Genomic DNA, 20,458 nt, shown 5'->3' with positions numbered 1-20,458 from the left:
TTACTCATGATAATTTTGTTAAAACTTATATGGTTGCGAATCGTCTTTCTGTAAAAGGTCGTTATATCTCGTTCTGTTTCGGTTGCATAATTGTCACCGGTATATTGCAAACGCTATTTTCAAAACTCGTTGAATGGGTGCCTTCCTTTTCACCGCTGTTGTTCCCGACCCTCACCATTTTCTTGCTGGTGTTTCATCTTTTTATTGCCTGTTTTATGGCGATGAAATACTGGTGTGACAGGCGACGCTTATATCTGATCGCGATTGCTTTTGCTTTCGCCGGATCGGCATCGTTGATGATCGGAACGCTGACCAGCTTTCCCGCCTGGCTGGATCTTTATCAGTTCAACGTCGTGAACTACAACGATGCGATGATTTATTACATGTTCCGTCATCTCTTAATGGCGGTATTGATCATCGTCGCGGCAATACTCTATACCACGCGCAACCACCCCCTTTCGCGGATGGCGCATATCGCTATTGTCAGTAGTGCCTTTCTCTTTACCGCCGTTATGGTGCTGCTGGCATGGATCTATTCCAGTCATTCACCATTGTTATCTATTGACCTGGTTGATAATGAAACCCGTCAGTTTATGGTGCTCTGGAGCCACTGCATTAATATTTTATTAATTGTCGTTTGGGTCGTAACATTAGCCACACTGATGTTTGTTACCCGCGTGCGTAATTTATTCTGGGTGGGAGGTAATTTTCTTTGTGTCTGCTATATCGTCACGCTTGCAATGCTGTTAGCGGGTGGGCATGCCGAAGATATCTCCTGGTATCGCGCCCGGTTATTTGAAACTGTCGCCACGCTGCTGATTATTTTTGTTCTGCTTTACGATGTATTCAGGCTGTATCGTGACTCGCACGTCAAGTATCAACAGTCGTATCAGAACTCGATTCGCGACCCGCTTACCCGTCTTTATAATCGCAGTTATTTTTACGAATCGTTAAATCAGGCACTGGAAATCGCCAGAGCCAGCCGTCCTGTTTCCGTTATCGTCAGCGATCTCGATCGCTTCAAGCGTATCAACGACACCTACGGGCATCTTCAGGGCGACAAAGTTCTGCAGTTCGTCGCCAACCTGCTGATGGACTCCGTGCGCCCACAGGACATTGCCGCCCGTATCGGCGGGGAAGAGTTTGTTCTGATGCTGGCCAATACCTCATCAGAGGCGGCATACCAGGTGGCTGAACGCATCCGGTTAAAACTCAGCAGCTTTGATAAAACCAGCAGCGGCGGTCAGCTACCGGAACCGATTACCATCAGTATGGGGGTATTTACGGCAACGTCACCGGCGATAACCGCAGAAACCTGCGTGGAAAGCGCCGACAAAGCGATGTATGAAGCGAAAGAGACGGGTCGTAATCGGGTGGTGGTTTTTAAGTAAGAAAAAGGCCTTGCGCGTGCAAGGCCTTGTTGGATGTCAGTCGCGTGACTGCAGTTCATGGATGTTTTGCTCAAGGCGTGCAATGAGGCTGATGAGCATTTCCAGCTCCGCCGGTGAAACGCCTGAGAGGATTTCACCGCGGGTTTTGGTGATCACGGCTTCCATCTCAGTGATGATGGGCGCCGCTTTCTCTGTGAGTTTAATCCGCTTAGCGCGACGATCGCTGGCGCAGGTTTGTCGGGAGATCAGTCCCTTCTCTTCCAGCTGATCAAGTGTGCGCACCAGCGACGGTTGCTCAATGCCGATCGCTTTTGCCAGTTGAATTTGTGACTGATCGGGCGGCAGCTGATGAATATTGTGCAGCGTGACCCAATGCGTCTGTGTTAATTCCAGAGGTTTCAGGCGATGGTCAATCAGAGCACGCCAGACGCGTACCAACCTTGCCAGATCAGAACCTAATGGCGATTCCAATTTCATCTCCTTATAATTAGCTTGCTAAGTTATTATACTGATTTTAGAATAGTGTGCAGCATTTGTATTGCCAAAACAAATGCAATACTGCATTCATCGAACTTAAAAGTATGACTTACACTGAATTGTGATGCTTCCTCTTACTCAGACAAGCCAACGCGGCATTCTGTTCACTGCAAAGGATCTCTGCCCGTGACGTTTTTTCATCGCTCGGAGGGTTTACCCCTTCAGGACCTGATTTTCGGTGCGTCAGTCTACTTTCCTCCCCTGTTTAAAGCCGTTCTGGTGGGCTTTATGCTCTGGCTCATTGCACATCGTCTGCTTCGCGACTGGATGTACTCCGGCGAAATCTGGCATCCCATGTTGATGGATCTCTCCCTGTTTGCCCTCTCCGTATGTCTGGGCCTTGCTGTCTTGCTGGTGTGGTGACTATACCTATGAAAACGCTGAAATACTTTTCCACGCTGTTTGTTCTTGCCCTCGCGCTGGTGGCGGGCTGGTGGTTGTGGAATTTTTATATGCAGTCGCCCTGGACGCGAGACGGAAAAATTCGCGCTGAGCAGGTCAGCATCACGCCTCAGGTGTCGGGTAGCATCACGATGCTGCGGGTTAAGGACAACCAGTACGTGAAAAAGGGAGAGGTGTTATTCCGGATCGACGATACCCCTTACCACATTGCCATTCTGAATGCCGAAGCGCAGCTGGCAAAAGCCCAGTCTGATCTGGCAAAAGCCAATAACGAGGCTACCCGTCGCCGGCATTTATCGCAAAATTACATCTCAGCGGAAGACTTAGACACTGCGAATATCAACGTGAAGGCCATGCAGGCGAACGTCAGGGTTGCCGAAGCCACGCTTAAACAGGCCCAGTGGGCGCTGACCCAAACGGTTATAACCGCACCCGTTGATGGATGGGTGACCAATCTTTCCGCCCGCGTGGGCAATTATGCCACCACCGGACAACCCGTTTTCGCCCTCGTCGACAGCCACTCCTTCTACGTTGTAGGCTATTTTGAAGAGACCAAACTGCGTCATATCCGCGCGGGTTCGCCTGCCACGATAACGCTTTATAGCAGCTCGCAGAAGTTACAGGGTCACGTATCCAGCATTGGCCGGGCCATTTACGATCAAAGCGTGGAAACGGATTCAGGGCTGGTACCAGACATTAAGCCAAACGTGCCGTGGGTGCGCCTGGCCCAGCGCGTACCGGTTCGCGTGGAGTTTGACCGTTTACCGCAGGACATCACGCTGGTATCCGGCACGACCTGCACCGTCTCTATCGGAAACCGATGATGAAGCTGCCGGTTTTCGCCTGGCAAAACACGCCGTGGATGAAAGCGACGCGTCCCCAGTGGCGCTACGCGCTGCGTAATGGCATTGCCATGTGTCTAGCGCTGTCCGTCGCCTACTATCTGAATCTGGATGAACCTTACTGGGCAATGACCTCTGCGGCGGTGGTCAGTTTCCCCACCGTCGGCGGGGTGATCAGTAAAAGCCTTGGCCGTATCGCAGGCAGCCTGCTGGGCGCCACTGCGGCGTTAATTATCGCCGGCCATACGCTGAACGATCCCTGGCTGTTCTTACTGAGCATGGCGGCGTGGCTGGGATGTTGCACCTGGGCCTGCGCCCATTTTACCAACAACGTCGCCTACGCCTTTCAGCTGGCAGGCTATACCACTGCCATCATTGCCTTTCCGGTGGTAAACGTGCTCGACACCACTGAGCTGTGGGATATCGCTCAGGCACGCGTCTGCGAAGTGATTGTCGGGATCCTCAGCGGCGGCTTCATGATGATGATCCTGCCCAGCACCTCAGACGGCACCGCGCTTATCACCGCACTGAAAACCATGCACACCCGATTGCTGGAGCATGCGAGCCTGCTGTGGCAACCGGAAACCAGCGATGATATTCGTCTCGCCCATGAAAAGGTTATCGGGCAGATCCTGACGATGAACCTGCTGCGTATTCAGGCGTTCTGGAGCCACTACCGCTTTCGCCGTCAGAATACGCTGCTAAATTATTTACTGCACCAGCAGCTACGGATGACCAGCGCGATCTCCAGCCTGCGCCGGATGCTGCTCAACTGGCCAGCGCCACCTGATAACACCCGGGCTGTGATTGAAACGCTACTCGCGGCCCTTGCGCGACCGGATGCAGACATCTATACGGTCGCACGGATCATCGCCCCGCTCGCCCCGGTTGATGAATACGACTACCGCCATCGCGCCTTCTGGCAGCGTCTGAATTACTTTTGTCGGCTTTACCTGCGCAGCAGTCGCTGGATTAAGGCGGTCGAGACCGCGACTCCACTGACAGAATTCAACGTCCCCGGCAGCCCGGCCCTCGCAAGGCATACCGACTATCTGGAAGCGCTGTGGAGCGGTTTTCGCACCTTCTGTGCGCTGATGCTGGTCGGCGCGTGGAGCATCACCACGCAGTGGGAATCCGGTACGGCGGCCCTGACGCTTGCCGCCATCAGCTGCGTGCTCTACTCCGTCGCGGCCTCGCCATTCAACTCCCTGACGCTTCTGCTGCGCACGCTGGTGCTGCTGTCCCTGTTCAGTTTTGTGGTGAAATTTGGCCTGATGGTGCAGGTAAGCGATCTGTGGCAGTTCCTGCTGTTCCTGTTCCCATTGTTAACGACCATGCAGCTTCTGAAGCTGCAAATGCCAAAACTGGCCGGTCTCTGGGGACAGCTGATTGTCTTTATGGGATCGTTTATCTCGGTCACGAATCCGCCGGTGTATGATTACGCCGACTTTCTTAATGACAATCTGGCGAAGATCCTGGGCGTAGGGCTGGCCTGGCTGGCATTCGCCGTGTTGCGTCCCGGCTCCGATGCACGCAAGAGCCGCCGGCACATCCGGGAGCTACGCCGGGGCTTTGTCGACCAGCTCAGCCGTAAGCCGCATCTGCGTGAAAGTGAGTATGAATCGCTGGTTTATCACCACGTCAGCCAGCTGAATAACAGCCAGGATGCGCTTTCCCGACGCTGGCTGTTGCGCTGGGGCGTGGTGCTGTTGAACTGTTCACATGTGGTCTGGCAGCTTCGGGCATGGGAAACGCGTTCCGATCCTCTGTCGCAGGTTCGTGATGTGTGCATCTCCCTGCTGCGCGATGTCATGAGTGAACGCGGGGTCCAGCAGCGGCCGCTGGAAGCCACGCTGAATGAACTGCAGCGGATCTGCGATACCCTGGCGCGACATCACCTCCCCGCAGCCCGTGATTTGGCCTCGATAATCTGGCGGCTGCACTGCTCGCTGTCACAACTGGAACAGGCACCGCCACCGGGCACAATTGGGGATCAGATCACCCCGCAGGCATAGCGTGCCCCACCGCCGCCAAGCGGTTTTGGCTGATCGGACATATTGTCGCCGCCGACGTGGATCATCAGCGCTTTGCCTTTCACCTCATCCAGCTTTTTCAGACGCGGGGCGACAACGGGATCTGTGGCTTTACCGTCGTTATTCACCACCAGCACAGGCAAATCGCCCAGATGTCCCATACCTTCCGGGCCTTCATGCTTGCCGGAGTGCTGCGGGTCAAGGTGGCCGCCTGCCGCTTCCGCCGCCGACGGTTTGCCCTCTTTTAACGCGGGCTGACAGCTGCCTTTGGCATGAACATGGAAACCATGTTCGCCGGGAGGGAGTGCTTTAAGGTTCGGGGCGAACTCCAGTCCTTTATCGGTTTCAGTGATTTTCACCGTTCCGATGGACTGACCCACACCCTGAGAGGTGACGAGATTCATTTCCACTTCGTCGCTGGCTGCCTGCGCCCCTGCGCAAACAACCAGCGTGACCAGTGCCAGAGCAAAACGCTTCATATGACCTCCGCTGGTTATTTTTTGCCCCTTAAGTGTATACCAGAGGCAAAGATTTCACCGGAAAGTCAGCTTCTGACGGTTTAAGGCACGTCGTAACCCAGCGCGGCCTTGCGAATGCGGAACCACTGCTGACGGGTCATCTGCAGCGCTTCCGCCCCCAGCGCAGCACGCACGCGCTCGATTTTGCCGGAACCAATGATTGGCAGTGGTTTTGACGGCAGACGCAGGATCCACGCGTAAACCACCTGTTCGATGCTCCCGGCGTTCAGTTCGCGGGCGACAGTTTCCAGCTCGTTGCGCAGCGGCTGGAATTCATCATCATTGAACAGACGCCCGCCCCCCAGGCACGACCAGGCCATCGGGCGAATGCGCAACTGCTGGAGCTGATCGAGCGTCCCGTCCAGCAGCAGCGGCTGGTGTACCGGGGAGATCTCAACCTGGTTGGTGGCCAGGGTAAACGGCAGGCGAGACTGAAGCAGTGCAAACTGCGCCGGGGTAAAGTTTGAGACGCCGAAGTGACGCACTTTGCCGCTCTGATGCAGGTTCAGGAAGGCTTCTGCCACCTCATCGGCATCCATAAGCGGGTCCGGGCGATGAATGAGCAGCAGGTCGATGCGATCGGTTGCCAGGTTGACCAGCGACTGCTCAGCGCTCTTGATAATGTGCGCGCTGTCGGTGATGTAATGCCCAAGGGCGTGTTCCGGTTTCGCCGTGGTGGCAATCCCACACTTCGTGACGATCTCCATGCGTTCCCGGAGTGCGGGTACCAGCTTAAGCGCCTCGCCAAACGCGGCTTCACACTGGTAGCCACCATAAATATCCGCATGATCGACCGTGGTGACGCCCAGATCGATATGCTCTTCAATAAAGCTCGCCAGCTGGAGGGGGGACATATTCCAGTCCATCAGGCGCCAGTAGCCCATCACAAAACGGGAGAATTCTGGCCCCTGGGGGGCAAGGGTAATTCGCTGAACCATAACATTTTCCTCAAGGATGTAATGTCATGAGTATACGCAATTACCGTGTTAAAAAAGTGAAGGTTGCTGGGGTTCTTCGGTCTCAGCGGCTTTGTTTGCGCGTATTTTGCGCAGAAGACGCTGTCGACAAAGTCGCAGCACCTCCTGCTTTTGCGTGTCGCTGAAGTTTTGCCAGTTAAAACGTTCATCACGGGTGCGCATGCACCCGCGGCAATATCCGCGTTCATCTACCTGACAAATCCCCCGGCACGGGCTCTGGATAGGGAAAAACTCCAGTTGCTCTGCCACTCTCACCTCCGTAATACCGCTCTCACCTACAGTGAAGACGTTAAACACGCCACGCGCAAGCGCTTTACCACAGATTTGTGGCATTAAGGTTTCACTAATCTTCACTCTCTATACTCGCCCCATCATGACAATGACAGGTTTCCCGTTCGATGTGGTTAATGAAAAAGTTACAATGTAACGACATAAAATTTACTCTGGGCTGTGCACTCTTCTTTACGCTGATTAATGGGCTGTTTATCCAGCGCAGCTGGGCGATTATCGCCCCTGCTCATCTGCATGACGTTCTCTTTGCCGCGTCCGTACCGCTGGTGCTGTTTTGCGGCTGGGTGATTGTCTTTAGTCTGCTCAATATTCCGTTTATCCGTAAGCCGCTGCTGATCGTGTTAACGATGGGTTGTGCGGCAGCGACCTATTTCATGTACACCTACGGCGCGGTGATCGATCAGAACATGATTGTGAACGTGTTCGAAACCAACTCTCAGGAAGCCACCGCGCTGATCACGCCGCAAATGATTTTGTGGATTGTTATTGCCGGCCTCGTTCCTTCCGTGGTGCTGGCGTTGACCCGCATTCATACCGGGAAATGGTGGTATGCCCTGCTGACACGCGTTGCCGCACTGCTAGGCGCCCTGCTGGTAATTATTCTGGTTGCCGCGGTGTTTTATAAAGATTACGCATCGCTGTTTCGCAATAACAAAAGCATCGTCAAAATGGTGACCCCGGCGAACTATGTCAGCGCCATGGTGAAGTACAGCAAAATGCGCTGGTTTGCAGGCGATCAAACGCTGGTGCGGATTGGCGAAGATGCGCATAAGGGCCCACTGATTGCAGGCCAACAGAAGAAAACGGTTCTGGTGCTGGTCGTCGGCGAGGCTTCTCGCGCGGCGAATTACTCCCTGAACGGTTACGGACGTGAAACCAATCCGGAGCTGAAAAAGCAGGATATCATTAACTTCCCGCAGGCCACCTCCTGCGGCACCGAAACCGCCGTTTCCGTTCCCTGCATGTTCTCGGGCATGACGCGCAGCAAATACGATGCCGACCTCGCGCATCATCAGGAAGGGCTGCTCGACGTGCTTAAACATGCGGGTATTAATCTGCTGTGGCGCGACAACGACGGCGGCTGTAAAGGTGCCTGCGATCGCGTGCCCCATACCGACATGACGCAATGGAAGCTGGATCAGTTCTGTAAAGACAAATCCTGCCTCGACGATGTCAATTTCTACCGTCTGGACAACGTGCTGGACGGCCTGAAGCAGGACACGGTGCTGGTTATCCATCTGATGGGCAGCCACGGCCCGGCGTACTACCGCCGCTACCCGGATAATTTCCGTAAGTTCACCCCTACCTGCGACACCAATGAAATTCAGGATTGCGATCACCAGGCGCTGATGAACACCTATGACAACACCATTCTGTATACCGACAGCGTGGTCAGCAAAACCATCGATGCGCTGAAAGCGCGCCAGGGGAGCATGAATACCGCGCTGATCTACCTCTCGGATCACGGGGAATCCCTGGGTGAAAGCGGTATTTATCTGCACGGTACACCGTATATGCTGGCACCGGAGCAGCAAACGCACATTCCGTTTATGTTCTGGCTTTCCCCGGACTATGCGAAGAACTTTGGCATTAACGAACAGTGTTTACGTGACCATGCAGCAAAAAATGCGGTTTCCCAGGACAATTTGTTCTCAACCGTACTGGGTATGATGGACGTGAAATCAACGGTTTATCAACAGCAGCTGGATATTTTGAACGCATGTCGGCAGTAAACCCGCTTGCATTAGACCGAACGGTCTATTAGAGTGCGCTCATGAGCAGACATACTGAACACGATACCCGCGAACATTTACTGGCCACCGGCGAGCGACTTTGTATGCATCGCGGGTTTACCGGGATGGGGTTGAGCGAGCTGTTAAAAACCGCTGAGGTACCGAAAGGGTCGTTTTATCACTACTTTCGATCCAAAGAGGCCTTTGGCGTGGCCATGCTTGAGCGTCATTACGCGGGCTACCACCAGCGCCTGGCAACCCACTTTGCCTCGGGCGAAGGTAACTATCGCGATCGTGTTCTGAACTACTATCAGGAAACGCTGAACCAGTTCTGCCAGCAGGGCATTATCAGCGGATGTCTGACGGTAAAACTGTCTGCCGAAGTGTGCGATCTCTCTGAAGATATGCGCGCGGCGATGGATAAAGGAGCCAGCGGCGTGATCGCCCTGCTGGCCCAGGCGCTGGAAAAAGGCCGTAATGAGAAAACGCTGGCCTTTTCCGGCGAGCCTCTCACCCAGGCGCAGGTGTTATACGCGCTCTGGTTAGGGGCTAACCTGCAGGCAAAAATTTCGCGCAGTGCCGTGCCGCTGGAAAGCGCCCTGGCACATGTGAAAAGCAGCATTACTGCGCCTGGTGTATAACAGGCGCTTTTTATTTACCTTATTACTAGTCGACTGGTCTACTCAGGAGTCTCTATGTCAGCTGAAAAACTGTTTACCCCCTTAAAAGTGGGTGCTGTCACGGCGCCAAACCGCGTGTTCATGGCTCCGCTTACCCGTCTGCGCAGTATTGAGCCGGGTGATATCCCCACCCCACTGATGGGTGAATACTATCGTCAGCGCGCAAGCTCTGGCCTGATCATCACCGAAGCCACGCAGATTTCTGCTCAGGCCAAAGGTTATGCCGGTGCGCCAGGGCTTCACAGCCCGGAACAGATCGCGGCATGGCAGAAAATCACCGCGGGCGTTCACGCTGAAGAGGGTCGCATTGCGGTTCAGCTGTGGCATACCGGCCGTATCTCCCATAGCAGCATCCAGCCTGGCGGTCAGGCGCCGGTCTCCGCGTCGGCCCTGAGCGCCAATACCCGGACCTCCCTGCGTGATGAAAACGGCAATGCGATCCGTGTGGATACCTCGATGCCACGCGCCCTTGAGCTGGAGGAGATCCCGGGCATCGTGAACGACTTCCGTCAGGCGGTGGCCAACGCGCGTGAAGCGGGTTTTGACCTGATTGAGCTGCACTCCGCCCATGGCTATCTGCTGCACCAGTTCCTGTCACCGTCTTCTAACCACCGCACCGACCAGTACGGCGGCAGCGTTGAAAACCGTGCCCGTCTGGTACTGGAAGTGGTGGATGCGGTATGCAAAGAGTGGAGCCCGGACCGTATCGGGATCCGTGTCTCCCCAATCGGTTCTTTCCAGAACGTCGATAACGGCCCGAATGAAGAAGCCGACGCGCTCTATCTGATTGAAGAGCTGGCGAAACGCGGTATTGCTTACCTGCACATGTCCGAGCCGGACTGGGCCGGCGGTAAACCTTACACTGAAGCCTTCCGCCAGAAAGTGCGCGAGCGCTTCCACGGTGTGATCATCGGTGCAGGGGCCTATACGCCTGAGAAAGCCGAAGATCTGATCAATAAAGGGCTGATCGATGCCGTCGCGTTTGGTCGCGATTACATTGCCAACCCGGATCTGGTTGCCCGTCTGCAGCAGAAAGCGGCACTCAACCCGCAGCGCCCGGAAAGCTTCTACGGCGGCGGCGCGGAAGGCTACACCGACTACCCTTCTCTGTAATCTTGCCATTGTTGATTGATAGCGGCGACCTTTCGCCGCTATACTAAAACATCGTTTCTGTTCAAAAATAACAGTCTATTCCACAGGTTAATGAGGAAATTATGCGCCTACTTCACACCATGCTGCGCGTTGGCGATCTGCAACGTTCTATTGATTTCTACACTAACGTACTGGGTATGAAACTGCTGCGCACCAGCGAAAACCCGGAATACAAATACTCGCTGGCGTTTGTGGGTTACGGCCCGGAAACGGATGAAGCGGTTATCGAACTGACCTATAACTGGGGCGTAGACAGCTATGAGCTGGGCACGGCCTATGGTCATATCGCACTGGAAGTGGACAACGCGGCCGAAGCCTGTGAACGCATTCGCAGCAACGGCGGTAACGTCACGCGCGAAGCGGGCCCGGTAAAAGGCGGCACCACCGTGATTGCGTTTGTGGAAGATCCGGACGGTTACAAAATCGAGCTGATTGAAGCCAAAGACGCCGGCCGCGGTCTGGGCAACTGATCCCTCAGGGCGCAACGTGCGCCCGTAGTTTTACTGCATCCCCCGCCAAAATTTGCCATAATGCGCACTGCTTTTTCCCCATGTAAGAGACCCTGATGTCCGATAACGCTCAATTTAGCGGTCTGTGCGACCGTTTTCGTGGTTTTTATCCCGTTGTCATTGATGTAGAAACAGCCGGATTTAACGCTAAAACCGATGCGCTGCTCGAAATTGCCGCCATCACGCTGAAGATGGATGAACAGGGCTGGCTTACACCAGACACCACGCTGCATTTCCACGTAGAGCCTTTCGAAGGGGCAAATTTACAGCCGGAAGCACTGGCGTTTAACGGTATCGATCCGCACAACCCGTTGCGCGGTGCCGTCAGTGAATATGATGCGCTGCACGCGATTTTCAAAATGGTGCGTAAAGGCATGAAAGAGAGCAACTGCAGCCGCGCCATCATGGTGGCCCACAACGCCACCTTCGATCACAGCTTTACCATGGCCGCCGCGGAGCGTGCTTCGCTCAAACGAAACCCTTTCCATCCCTTTGTGACCTTCGACACCGCCGCACTGAGCGGCCTGGCGTTGGGACAAACGGTGTTATCAAAGGCCTGTATCACGGCAGGTATAGCGTTTGACGGCACGCAGGCCCATTCCGCTCTGTATGACACGGAGCGCACCGCAGAATTGTTCTGTGAGATCGTCAACCGCTGGAAGCGTCTGGGCGGCTGGCCGCTGCCGATGGGCGACAGCGAAGAATAAAAAAAAGCGACCTCTTAAGGTCGCTTTTTTATTTACGCAGAAAATTACTCCGCGTCAGGCTCTTCAGTTTTGTACTTAGCCGCCGTCTCTTTGATCAGCTGCTGCAGTTCGCCGCGCTGATACATTTCGATCAGGATATCGCAACCGCCAACCAGTTCACCGTCTACCCACAGCTGCGGGAAAGTCGGCCAGTTAGCGTATTTTGGCAGCTCAGCGCGGATGTCCGGGTTCTGCAGGATATCAACGTAAGCAAAACGCTCACCACAGGCGGACAGCGCCTGAACCGCTTGCGCGGAGAAGCCGCAGCTTGGCAGCTTCGGAGAACCTTTCATATACAGCAGAATCGGGTTTTCAGCGATCTGGCGCTGGATTTTTTCAATAGTGGTGCTCATGTCTTGCTTCCTTAAACTTCTGTTACGGCATTCGTCTGACATTGTAGCGGGTCAGACTGGCATCGGAAAATAACATTTTTGTCACGTTTATACATTGTACCCTGAGTCACGAAAAGTTGCATTCCAAATGGTGTTTACCCCTGCGGCCATCAGGGTTTTGCTTAGGGGACGGACAAATGTGCGACAGAACGATGAATTTTTTTGCACTTGCTAACGAAACAGGCCTGGAGAGTGAAAAATGCTATTAACATTCTCTGTTTTTATGGATTAGAATCGACGGGCTTTGTAAATCACACGCGGGTATTATTGATGACCTGCATATATCAGGGGACTGCCCAGTGGCGCGGATAAATAAAATCTCGATCACGCTCTGTGCTTTACTGTTTACATCACTCACTTTCACGCCAGTGGCAAACGCCTCTCAGCAGGCGCGGCATTCTGCTGTACAAAAAAACCATCTGGTGAAAACCACAGAACGTAAGAAAAAAACCACCGCTAAGAACGACAAGAAAAAAACACCGGCTAACACGAAACAAACCGCTTCCAGCAAGACGAAAACCACCTCTTCCCGCACTGCCCGCTCCGCCAAAAGTAAAGCTTCACAGACCGCCGCTAACCTCGTTACTGAAAAGTGCATCACGCGTAAAGGCCACAAAGCGAAATGTACAAAGGTCACGAAATTAGCAGAAGTGCATAAAGTGCGTGTTCAGAAAGCGCAAAAAACCGCAATGAACAAACTGATGGGTCAAATTGGCAAACCTTATCGCTGGGGTGGCACGTCGCCCCGTACCGGTTTTGACTGCAGCGGCCTCGTCTATTACGCCTATAAAGATCTGGTCAAGTTCCGTATACCCCGTACCGCCAATGAGATGTACCACCTGCGTGATGCCTCCCCGGTTAACCGTGGTGAGCTGGAAAACGGCGATCTGGTGTTCTTCCGCACTCAGGGCCGCGGCACCGCTGACCACGTCGGCGTTTATGTTGGCAACGGCAAATTCATCCAGTCGCCGCGTAGCGGCCAGGATATTCAGATCACCTCGCTCAGTGAAGACTACTGGGTTCGCCACTACGTCGGCGCCCGTCGCGTCATGACGCCGAAAACCATTCGCTAACCCCTGCCCTGCCACATCCGTGGCAGGGTAAGTTCCTCTTTTGCATAGCCTTTCAATTTGCTATCCTGTCCCTGTTGTCTGTGTGGTTATTGACAACGCAAAATACAATAAGGAGAGAAGCAATGTCGTTCGAATTACCTGCACTACCGTATGCAAAAGACGCCCTGGCACCGCACATTTCTGCGGAAACCCTGGAATATCACTACGGCAAACATCACCAGACGTACGTCACCAACCTGAACAATCTGATCAAGGGCACCGATTACGAAGGCAAAACGCTGGAAGAGATTGTCCGCAGCTCAGAGGGTGGCGTATTTAACAACGCGGCCCAGGTGTGGAACCACACCTTCTACTGGCATTGCCTGGCGCCGAATGCGGGTGGCGAACCGGCTGGTGAACTGGCTGCCGCCATTAACGCCGCTTTCGGCAGCTTTGCAGATTTCAAAGCAAAGTTCACCGATGCCGCCATCAAGAACTTCGGTTCTGGCTGGACATGGCTGGTCAAAGAGGCTGATGGCAAACTGGCTATCGTTTCCACCTCTAACGCGGGCACTCCGCTGACCACCAGCGCTAAACCGCTGATGACCGTGGACGTCTGGGAACACGCTTACTACATTGATTACCGTAACGCGCGTCCGAACTACCTGGAGCACTTCTGGGCACTGGTTAACTGGGAGTTTGTGGCGAAGAACTTCGCCGCGTAAGCAAGACGCAGAAGGGGCTCCCCTTCTGCGTTTTTTATTTACTCTGCAGCGCAGGCTGCTTCTGGCTGTTTACGACCCGACATCATTACCAGCAGCAGGCCGAGCGCGGCAATAATCGCCCCCATCACCGGCACAAAGCTGTAGCCCAGACCACCCGAAATCACCGCCCCTCCGGCTGCCGCCCCCAGCGCATTGCCCAGGTTGAAGGCACCAATATTGACTGAGGATGAAAGGCCCGGCGCTTCATGGGCGACGCGCATCACGCGCATCTGCAGCGGTGGTACCACGGCAAAGGTGGCAGCGCCCCAGACGACCATCGCAACGGCCGCCCCAAACTCATTACGTGCCAGCCACGGAATAGCAATCATGATGACGATCAGCAGGGTTAAGAAGCCCTTCAGCGTCCCGCTCACGGAACGGTCGGCAAATTTACCACCCAGATAGTTGCCAATCGAGAAGCCCACGCCAATCAGTACCAGCATTGCGGTAATAAAGAGTGGTGTCGCGTGGGTGATGTCATGCAGCACCGGTGAAATATAGGTGTAGAGGGTAAACATCGCGCCTGCCCCCAGCACGGTGGTCAACAGTGCGGAAAGCACCTGCGGGCGCATCAACACCGACAGCTCCCTGCGCACGTCAGGACGTTCACCGGCACTGCCTTTTGGCAGAGAGAAGAATAACGCCACCATCGCGACCACGCCCAGCCCGGCCGTCGCCAGGAACGACATTCGCCAGCCAATCACTTCCCCCAGCCAGGTAGCCGCAGGAACGCCGCCAATGTTGGCAATCGTTAGCCCCATAAACATGGTGGCTACGGCGCTCGCCTGCTTATGTTTTGGCACCACGCTTGCCGCTACAACTGACCCCAGCCCAAAGAAGGCGCCGTGGTTAAGGCTGGTCAGAATGCGTGACAGCATCAGGGTGGTGTAGTCCGGCGAAATGGCGGAAAGCACGTTACCGAGGGTAAAGATCGCCATCAGAAAAATCAGCGCATTGCGACGCGCGCGGTGTGAAAGCAGCAGCGTCATCAGCGGGGCGCCTACCATCACGCCGATGGCGTAGGCGCTGATTAACATGCCTGCCGCAGGGATCGAGACGTCCACGCCGCGGGCGATAACAGGCAGTAACCCCATCGGGGAGAATTCAGTGGTGCCAATCCCAAAAGCGCCAATCGCCAGGGCCAGCAGGGGAAAATTGATTTTCATGCGTCAACTCCGGATGCCGTGTCATATGGTGACACAGAACAAAGAAGCGCAAAGCATGACATCAATCACAAAAAAGGAGAAGTTAACAAAATGGCAAAAGATTTTTGCCGTAGATGTAACAATCAGCCGCAGCCGCAGGGAGCGTGCGCTCCCTGCGCGTAAATCAGTGCAGCGCCGCCGTCAGGCCTGCGGCAACAATCAGCGCCAGCACAATAAGGGTGGTGAACAACGAAAACTTCAGATCGGCACTCATCAATTTTTCTCCTTTTAATCCCCCCACGAAAAGTGAGCCTGCTCATTTTTGCACAGTTTACGTCAAAAATCTTCCTGGATTTAAACTGATAACCACTTTACCTCTTCCCCTTTTCATCAAGATAGGACAAAATTCCACGCTAAATTTATTAGCGTACCGGCCATTGACCCCCTCCTGACGTCCCGTGTCGTTTTCCCGGCGTGCCGCAATTCAAAATTGCGTGATAAGGGTGAGAGAAGGCAAACGTTTACCTTCAAGTTTTTCAGGAGCTTAGGATATGGTCTGGAGTGACATTTAATGGCAACAATTAAAGACGTAGCAAAACGCGCAAACGTTTCCACTACAACCGTATCACATGTAATTAACAAAACCCGCTTTGTGGCGGAAGAGACGCGCAACGCCGTCTGGGCGGCGATCAAAGAGCTGCACTACTCGCCAAGTGCGGTTGCGCGTAGCCTGAAGGTGAATCACACCAAGTCCATTGGCTTGCTGGCCACCAGCAGTGAAGCGGCCTATTTTGCCGAGATCATCGAGGCGGTAGAAAAAAACTGCTTCCAGAAAGGCTATACCCTGATTCTGGGCAACGCATGGAACAGCATTGAAAAACAGCGCGCCTACCTGTCGATGATGGCGCAAAAGCGCGTGGATGGCCTGCTGGTAATGTGTTCCGAATACCCGGAATCCGTGCTGTCGATGCTGGAAGAGTATCGCCATATTCCCATGGTGGTGATGGACTGGGGTGAAGCGCGAGCGGATTTCACCGATTCCGTCATCGATAACGCCTTTGAAGGCGGCTATATGGCCGGTCGTTACCTGATCGAGCGCGGCCACCGTGAGATTGGCGTGATCCCGGGCCCTCTGGAGCGCAATACCGGCGCGGGCCGTCTGGCCGGTTTTATGAAAGCGATGGAAGAAGCGCTGATCACCGTACCGGAAAACTGGATCGTACAGGGAGACTTTGAGCCGGAATCAGGCTACCGCGCGATGCAGCAGATTGTCTCCCAGCAGCACCGCCCAACCGCTGTTTTCTGCGGGGGTGACATCATGGCGATGGGCGCGCTCTGCGCGGCCGATGAGCTGGGTCTGCGCGTACCGCAGGATATTTCGGTGATCGGGTATGACAACGTGCGTAACGCGCGCTTCTTTACCCCCGCGTTGACCACCATTCACCAGCCAAAAGATTCACTGGGTGAAACGGCTTTCAATATGCTGTTGGACAGGATCGTCAACAAGCGCGAAGAGTCGCAGTCCATTGAAGTTCATCCGCGTCTTATCGAACGCCGTTCCGTTGCGGATGGTCCGTTCCGCGACTACCGTCGTTAATTTTGTACGGGGCCAGCTATGCTGGCTCCCGTAACCATTCCCGGTTTAGCGTTTCGCTGTCTCCCAGATAATCCAGCAGCCAGGCCATGGCGGGCGAGACGTCATTTTGTTGCCAGGTGAGGCAGCAGGCCGCATCCGGGAAGGGATTCTCCAGCGTCAGTTCTACCCATTCTCCGGTATCGATTCTGGGGCGCGCAAAATGAGCGGGCACCATCGCGACGCACAGCCCGGCACTGAGGCACGTTGCTGACGATTCCCAGTCAGGCGCCACCACGCGCCGCTGGTTATCCAGCAGCCAGGTGATACGCTTGGGTAATGAACGGGAGGTATCCTCCAGCACCAGCGATGGCCAGTTGCGCAGCGTATCGTCGCTCAGCCGCCCTTCCAGCGCCGCCAGGGGGTGATTGCTGGCCACCACGCATTTCCAGCTCAGCATCCCCATATCACGAAAGGCGTAACCCCCCCCGACCGGGATCGCCTGTGTGGCCCCAATCGCCATCTCCACCCTGCCGTCCGCCAGCGCATCCCAGACGCCGTTGAATACCTCCTGTGAGACCCGCAGTTCGACATCGGAAAAATGTCGATAGAAATCCACGATCATTTGCCGGGTGCGTTCCGGCTTAACGATATTGTCCACCGCAATGGAAAGATGCCCCCGCCAGCCGTTTGCGATCTGCTGGCACTGTTCGCGGGTGATCTGCATTTTTTTGATAACAGAACGCCCTTCCTTCAAAAACCACGCCCCTGCAGGCGTTAATTCCACATCGCGATGGCGCCGTTCAAACAGTGGAACCGCCAGCCACTCCTCAAGCTGACGCACCGTGTAGCTGATAGCCGACGGGACGCGGTGCAACTCCTGCGCCGCACCGCTAAAGCTGCCGTTACGCGCGACAGCATCGACAACTTCAAGAGAATAATCTGACCACATTTTCTGCCTGCAAAAAATTTGAATGCACCCGCCAAATATTAGCGTTTCACAAGCGGCTTTGCACTACATACACTCAGCGCCAACGTACACCTGCCTCCTTCAGGAGAAGAAAATAATGCAACCCAGGAAAGGTTTTTTAGTCTGGCTTGGCGGCTTAAGCGTGCTGGGCTTTTTGGCCACCGATATGTACCTGCCGGCTTTCGCCGCGATGCAGGAAGATTTGCAAACCCCTGCCGCGGCCATCAGTGCCAGCCTGAGTTTGTTCCTCGCCGGTTTTGCTTTCGCACAACTGCTCTGGGGACCGCTCTCGGATCGCTTTGGTCGTAAACCGGTATTACTGCTGGGCCTGGCGATTTTTGCCGTCGGCTGTCTGGGGATGCTCTGGGTCCGCGATGCCACCTGGCTGCTGGTGCTGCGCTTTATTCAGGCTGTGGGCGTCTGTGCCGCGGCCGTGACCTGGCAGGCGCTGGTCACCGACTACTATCCGACTAACCGCACAAACCGTATTTTCGCCACTATTATGCCGCTGGTGGGTCTCTCACCTGCCCTCGCGCCGCTGCTGGGCAGCTGGATCCTTGCGCACTTTGACTGGCAGGCCATTTTTGCCACGCTGTTTGCCATCACGCTGGTACTGATGTTGCCGGCGTTCGCCCTCAAGCCTGCGCACAAAAAAGACGTACATGTTGACGCAAAGCCGATCACCTTCACCACCCTGCTGAGCGCCAAAGCGTATCGCGGTAATGTCCTGATCTATGCCGCCTGCTCGGCCAGCTTCTTCGCGTGGCTCACCGGGTCACCGTTTATTCTGCACGATATGGGCTACAGCCCGGCGGCTATCGGGCTGAGCTATGTTCCGCAAACCATCGCGTTCCTGGTGGGCGGGTACGGCTGCCGCGCAGCGCTGCAGAAATGGGAAGGTCAGCAGATGCTGCCATGGCTGCTGGTGCTGTATGCGTTGAGCGTCATCGGCACATGGGCCGTTGGGTTTATTCCGGGTGCGGGCCTGGCAGAAATTTTGATTCCTTTCTGTGTCATGGCCGTCGCAAACGGGGCGATCTACCCGATTGTGGTGGCGCAGGCGCTCCGTCCCTTCCCACAAGCGACCGGTCGCGCCGCCGCGTTGCAGAACACCCTGCAGCTGGGGCTGTGCTTCCTGGCAAGTCTGGTGGTCTCTGCGCTGATTGCCACGCCGCTGCTGACGACCACCAGCGTGATGCTGGTAACCGTTGCGCTGGCGGTGATGGGCTATCGCATGCAGGCCTCCGCCCAGCGTGAGCAGGATAACGGCGCTGGAGTGGAAACCTCACATGCCTGATTGCGCCGGATATCATGTTAATTTTCAGTAATTAGGTTGCTAACAATTTTCTGTTGAATCACCAAATTTTGAGGCCTATACTAAATTTGGTTCGATAAATACGATAATTATTATGCGTTAACGGGAGCCGGAGTGCTCCCGTTTTACCATGGAAGGCATTTCGGCAAGGGTTATCTCCCTTCCTCTGTTCTACGTCGGATACTAGCCTCGCGGTATTTACCGTGAGATTTCTCACAAACCAAAAAAAGCGTCTACGCTGTTTGAAGGTTCTGATCACATCAGGGTGATGGAGAAGCTATGAGTTCATCGTGTATAGAAGAAGTCAGCGTTCCGGACGACAACTGGTCCCGGATCGTCAGTGAACTGTTGGGTCGTGCAGGCATCACTATTAACGGATCTTCGCCATCCGATCCCCAGGTCAAACATCCCGACTTTTTTAAACGCGTATTGCGCGAGGGATCGTTAGGGCTGGGAGAAAGCTATATGGACGGCTGGTGGGAGTGTGAACGGCTGGATATCTTTTTCGCCAGCGTGTTGCGCGCCGGTCTGGAAAATCAACTTCCCCGCAATCTCAAAGACACCCTGCGTGTTGCCTCTGCCCGACTGTTTAATCTGCAAAGTAAAAAACGCGCATGGATCGTCGGCAAAGAGCATTACGATCTGGGCAACGATCTGTTCAGCCGTATGCTGGACCCTTTCATGCAATACTCCTGCGCCTACTGGAAAGAGGCAACGACGCTTGAAGAGGCTCAGCAGGCCAAGCTGCGTCTGATCAGCGAGAAGCTTCAGTTACAGCCCGGTATGCGCGTACTGGATATCGGCTGCGGCTGGGGTGGGCTGGCCTGGTTTATGGCGAAGCACTATGGCGTCAGCGTGGTGGGCGTGACGATTTCGGCCGAGCAGCAAAAAATGGCCCGGGAACGCTGCCAGGGTCTCGATGTGGATATCCGCCTGCAGGATTACCGTGACCTGAACGAACAATTTGACCGGATCGTCTCCGTGGGCATGTTCGAGCACGTAGGACCGAAAAACTACGACACCTACTTTGAGGTAGTGGACCGTAATTTACGACCGGACGGACTCTTCCTGCTGCATACCATCGGCTCTAAGCGGACCGACAATAACGTCGACCCGTGGATCAACAAGTACATCTTTCCGAATGGCTGTTTGCCCTCCGTTCGCCAGATTGCCAACGCCAGTGAATCCCATTTCGTAATGGAAGACTGGCACAACTTTGGCGCGGATTACGACACCACGTTGATGGCGTGGCATGAACGTTTCCAGCAAGCGTGGCCGGAGATTGCGGACAACTATTCTGAACGATTCAAACGGATGTTTAGCTATTATCTGAATGCCTGCGCGGGCGCGTTTCGCGCACGGGATATTCAGCTCTGGCAGGTTGTTTTCAGCCGTGGCATTGAACACGGATTACGTGTCGCACGCTAAAAAATAAC

General features: G+C 54.7%; 22 protein-coding genes. 14 read left to right on the top strand and 8 right to left on the bottom strand.

Going from position 1 to position 20,458, the window contains the following annotated elements:
• Positions 1–29 precede the first annotated feature (29 nt).
• Entirely contained in the window at positions 30–1,391 is a 1,362-nt protein-coding gene (locus GM298_RS13925; protein ID WP_266154281.1) for a GGDEF domain-containing protein, read from the top strand.
• Between the two features lie 36 nt (positions 1,392–1,427).
• Here the strand turns inward: GM298_RS13925 and slyA are convergent, their stop codons facing one another.
• Complete coding sequence (gene slyA, locus GM298_RS13920) at positions 1,428–1,868, bottom strand: transcriptional regulator SlyA (protein WP_021241135.1); 441 nt, start codon at positions 1,866–1,868, stop codon at positions 1,428–1,430.
• Between the two features lie 186 nt (positions 1,869–2,054).
• Here slyA and GM298_RS13915 point away from each other — a divergent pair, with 186 nt between their 5' ends.
• From GM298_RS13915 to GM298_RS13905, 3 genes are read left to right on the top strand one after another with little or no spacing between them, the layout of a single operon-like run.
• On the top strand, positions 2,055–2,291 hold the full coding sequence (locus GM298_RS13915) for a DUF1656 domain-containing protein (RefSeq protein ID WP_025758344.1): 237 nt from the start codon (positions 2,055–2,057) through the stop codon (positions 2,289–2,291).
• Positions 2,292–2,293: 2 nt separating this feature from the next.
• Positions 2,294–3,154, top strand: coding sequence for an HlyD family secretion protein (locus GM298_RS13910; protein ID WP_095449814.1), 861 nt, complete (start codon positions 2,294–2,296; stop codon positions 3,152–3,154).
• Positions 3,154–5,187 carry an FUSC family protein gene (locus GM298_RS13905; RefSeq protein WP_266154347.1) on the top strand — a complete coding sequence of 678 codons (2,034 nt, stop codon included), beginning with the start codon at positions 3,154–3,156 and terminating at the stop codon, positions 5,185–5,187. Before GM298_RS13910 ends, GM298_RS13905 begins: the two co-directional genes overlap by 1 nt.
• On the opposite strand, the gene sodC is transcribed toward GM298_RS13905, so the two are convergent.
• From sodC to GM298_RS13890, 3 genes are all read right to left on the bottom strand, one after another.
• Positions 5,166–5,684: a superoxide dismutase [Cu-Zn] SodC gene (sodC, locus tag GM298_RS13900; protein ID WP_010430333.1), complete on the bottom strand. Its 519-nt coding sequence runs from the start codon at positions 5,682–5,684 to the stop codon at positions 5,166–5,168. The two genes, GM298_RS13905 and sodC, sit on opposite strands and share 22 nt — an antisense overlap.
• An 80-nt stretch (positions 5,685–5,764) precedes the next feature.
• Positions 5,765–6,661, bottom strand: coding sequence for an aldo/keto reductase (locus tag GM298_RS13895; protein ID WP_266154280.1), 897 nt, complete (start codon positions 6,659–6,661; stop codon positions 5,765–5,767).
• A gap of 48 nt (positions 6,662–6,709) precedes the next feature.
• Complete coding sequence (locus tag GM298_RS13890) at positions 6,710–6,949, bottom strand: DUF1289 domain-containing protein (RefSeq protein ID WP_014883562.1); 240 nt, start codon at positions 6,947–6,949, stop codon at positions 6,710–6,712.
• 149 nt (positions 6,950–7,098) lie between these two features.
• On the opposite strand from GM298_RS13890, the gene eptA reads away from it, so the two are divergent.
• The 5 genes from eptA to rnt all read left to right on the top strand — a co-directional run bounded on the left by eptA (position 7,099) and on the right by rnt (position 11,772).
• Entirely contained in the window at positions 7,099–8,724 is a 1,626-nt protein-coding gene (gene eptA / locus GM298_RS13885; RefSeq protein WP_025758337.1) for a phosphoethanolamine transferase EptA, read from the top strand.
• 41 nt (positions 8,725–8,765) lie between these two features.
• Entirely contained in the window at positions 8,766–9,365 is a 600-nt protein-coding gene (locus GM298_RS13880; RefSeq protein WP_025758336.1) for a TetR/AcrR family transcriptional regulator, read from the top strand.
• A gap of 54 nt (positions 9,366–9,419) precedes the next feature.
• Complete coding sequence (locus GM298_RS13875; protein ID WP_047958385.1) at positions 9,420–10,517, top strand: alkene reductase; 1,098 nt, start codon at positions 9,420–9,422, stop codon at positions 10,515–10,517.
• 101 nt (positions 10,518–10,618) lie between these two features.
• A complete protein-coding gene (gene gloA, locus GM298_RS13870) occupies positions 10,619–11,026 on the top strand; it encodes a lactoylglutathione lyase (protein WP_013096923.1) in 408 nt (135 codons plus the stop codon).
• A gap of 95 nt (positions 11,027–11,121) precedes the next feature.
• On the top strand, positions 11,122–11,772 hold the full coding sequence (gene rnt / locus GM298_RS13865) for a ribonuclease T (protein WP_045284926.1): 651 nt from the start codon (positions 11,122–11,124) through the stop codon (positions 11,770–11,772).
• Positions 11,773–11,816: 44 nt separating this feature from the next.
• Here rnt and grxD read toward each other — a convergent pair whose 3' ends face one another.
• Positions 11,817–12,164: a monothiol glutaredoxin 4 gene (gene grxD / locus GM298_RS13860; RefSeq protein WP_003832760.1), complete on the bottom strand. Its 348-nt coding sequence runs from the start codon at positions 12,162–12,164 to the stop codon at positions 11,817–11,819.
• Positions 12,165–12,502: 338 nt separating this feature from the next.
• Here grxD and GM298_RS13855 point away from each other — a divergent pair, with 338 nt between their 5' ends.
• Positions 12,503–13,276: a C40 family peptidase gene (locus tag GM298_RS13855; protein WP_266154276.1), complete on the top strand. Its 774-nt coding sequence runs from the start codon at positions 12,503–12,505 to the stop codon at positions 13,274–13,276.
• Positions 13,277–13,398: 122 nt separating this feature from the next.
• The gene (gene sodB / locus GM298_RS13850) at positions 13,399–13,980 is read left to right on the top strand and encodes a superoxide dismutase [Fe] (RefSeq protein ID WP_095440796.1); all 582 of its coding nucleotides are present in this window, start codon (positions 13,399–13,401) and stop codon (positions 13,978–13,980) included.
• Between the two features lie 38 nt (positions 13,981–14,018).
• Here the strand turns inward: sodB and GM298_RS13845 are convergent, their stop codons facing one another.
• On the bottom strand, positions 14,019–15,185 hold the full coding sequence (locus GM298_RS13845; RefSeq protein WP_025758329.1) for an MFS transporter: 1,167 nt from the start codon (positions 15,183–15,185) through the stop codon (positions 14,019–14,021).
• 163 nt (positions 15,186–15,348) lie between these two features.
• The gene (locus tag GM298_RS13840; RefSeq protein WP_032672537.1) at positions 15,349–15,438 is read right to left on the bottom strand and encodes a YnhF family membrane protein; all 90 of its coding nucleotides are present in this window, start codon (positions 15,436–15,438) and stop codon (positions 15,349–15,351) included.
• Between the two features lie 297 nt (positions 15,439–15,735).
• Between GM298_RS13840 and purR the strand changes: the two genes are divergently transcribed.
• Positions 15,736–16,761, top strand: coding sequence for an HTH-type transcriptional repressor PurR (gene purR, locus GM298_RS13835; RefSeq protein WP_014883552.1), 1,026 nt, complete (start codon positions 15,736–15,738; stop codon positions 16,759–16,761).
• 16 nt (positions 16,762–16,777) lie between these two features.
• Here purR and punR read toward each other — a convergent pair whose 3' ends face one another.
• Positions 16,778–17,689, bottom strand: a complete 912-nt coding sequence (gene punR / locus GM298_RS13830; RefSeq protein WP_266154274.1) for a DNA-binding transcriptional activator PunR — start codon at positions 17,687–17,689, stop codon at positions 16,778–16,780.
• 115 nt (positions 17,690–17,804) lie between these two features.
• Here punR and punC point away from each other — a divergent pair, with 115 nt between their 5' ends.
• Together punC and cfa are read left to right on the top strand one after the other, a co-directional pair.
• A complete protein-coding gene (gene punC / locus GM298_RS13825; protein WP_266154273.1) occupies positions 17,805–19,004 on the top strand; it encodes a purine nucleoside transporter PunC in 1,200 nt (399 codons plus the stop codon).
• Between the two features lie 297 nt (positions 19,005–19,301).
• A complete protein-coding gene (gene cfa, locus GM298_RS13820) occupies positions 19,302–20,450 on the top strand; it encodes a cyclopropane fatty acyl phospholipid synthase (RefSeq protein ID WP_047958380.1) in 1,149 nt (382 codons plus the stop codon).
• The last annotated feature ends 8 nt before the right edge of the window (positions 20,451–20,458 follow it).

This window comes from Enterobacter sp. HSTU-ASh6, assembly GCF_026319105.1.
Lineage (GTDB): Bacteria > Pseudomonadota > Gammaproteobacteria > Enterobacterales > Enterobacteriaceae > Enterobacter > Enterobacter sichuanensis.
The sequence above is the reverse complement of the archived record's forward strand: the minus strand, read 5'-3'. Positions and strand labels throughout refer to the sequence as shown.

Excerpts from the sequence above, each read along its gene's own strand:
- punR (WP_266154274.1), bottom strand. The coding sequence starts at position 17,689 with ATGTGGTCAGATTATTCTCTTGAAGTTGTCGATGCTGTCGCGCGTAAC.
- gloA (WP_013096923.1), top strand. The coding sequence starts at position 10,619 with ATGCGCCTACTTCACACCATGCTGCGCGTTGGCGATCTGCAACGTTCT.
- eptA (WP_025758337.1), top strand. The coding sequence starts at position 7,099 with ATGTGGTTAATGAAAAAGTTACAATGTAACGACATAAAATTTACTCTG.
- GM298_RS13880 (WP_025758336.1), top strand. The coding sequence starts at position 8,766 with ATGAGCAGACATACTGAACACGATACCCGCGAACATTTACTGGCCACC.
- grxD (WP_003832760.1), bottom strand. The coding sequence starts at position 12,164 with ATGAGCACCACTATTGAAAAAATCCAGCGCCAGATCGCTGAAAACCCG.
- sodC (WP_010430333.1), bottom strand. The coding sequence starts at position 5,684 with ATGAAGCGTTTTGCTCTGGCACTGGTCACGCTGGTTGTTTGCGCAGGG.
- GM298_RS13895 (WP_266154280.1), bottom strand. The coding sequence starts at position 6,661 with ATGGTTCAGCGAATTACCCTTGCCCCCCAGGGGCCAGAATTCTCCCGT.
- punC (WP_266154273.1), top strand. The coding sequence starts at position 17,805 with ATGCAACCCAGGAAAGGTTTTTTAGTCTGGCTTGGCGGCTTAAGCGTG.
- GM298_RS13875 (WP_047958385.1), top strand. The coding sequence starts at position 9,420 with ATGTCAGCTGAAAAACTGTTTACCCCCTTAAAAGTGGGTGCTGTCACG.
- purR (WP_014883552.1), top strand. The coding sequence starts at position 15,736 with ATGGCAACAATTAAAGACGTAGCAAAACGCGCAAACGTTTCCACTACA.
- cfa (WP_047958380.1), top strand. The coding sequence starts at position 19,302 with ATGAGTTCATCGTGTATAGAAGAAGTCAGCGTTCCGGACGACAACTGG.
- GM298_RS13905 (WP_266154347.1), top strand. The coding sequence starts at position 3,154 with ATGAAGCTGCCGGTTTTCGCCTGGCAAAACACGCCGTGGATGAAAGCG.
- GM298_RS13845 (WP_025758329.1), bottom strand. The coding sequence starts at position 15,185 with ATGAAAATCAATTTTCCCCTGCTGGCCCTGGCGATTGGCGCTTTTGGG.
- GM298_RS13925 (WP_266154281.1), top strand. The coding sequence starts at position 30 with ATGGTTGCGAATCGTCTTTCTGTAAAAGGTCGTTATATCTCGTTCTGT.
- rnt (WP_045284926.1), top strand. The coding sequence starts at position 11,122 with ATGTCCGATAACGCTCAATTTAGCGGTCTGTGCGACCGTTTTCGTGGT.
- GM298_RS13840 (WP_032672537.1), bottom strand. The coding sequence starts at position 15,438 with ATGAGTGCCGATCTGAAGTTTTCGTTGTTCACCACCCTTATTGTGCTG.
- sodB (WP_095440796.1), top strand. The coding sequence starts at position 13,399 with ATGTCGTTCGAATTACCTGCACTACCGTATGCAAAAGACGCCCTGGCA.
- slyA (WP_021241135.1), bottom strand. The coding sequence starts at position 1,868 with ATGAAATTGGAATCGCCATTAGGTTCTGATCTGGCAAGGTTGGTACGC.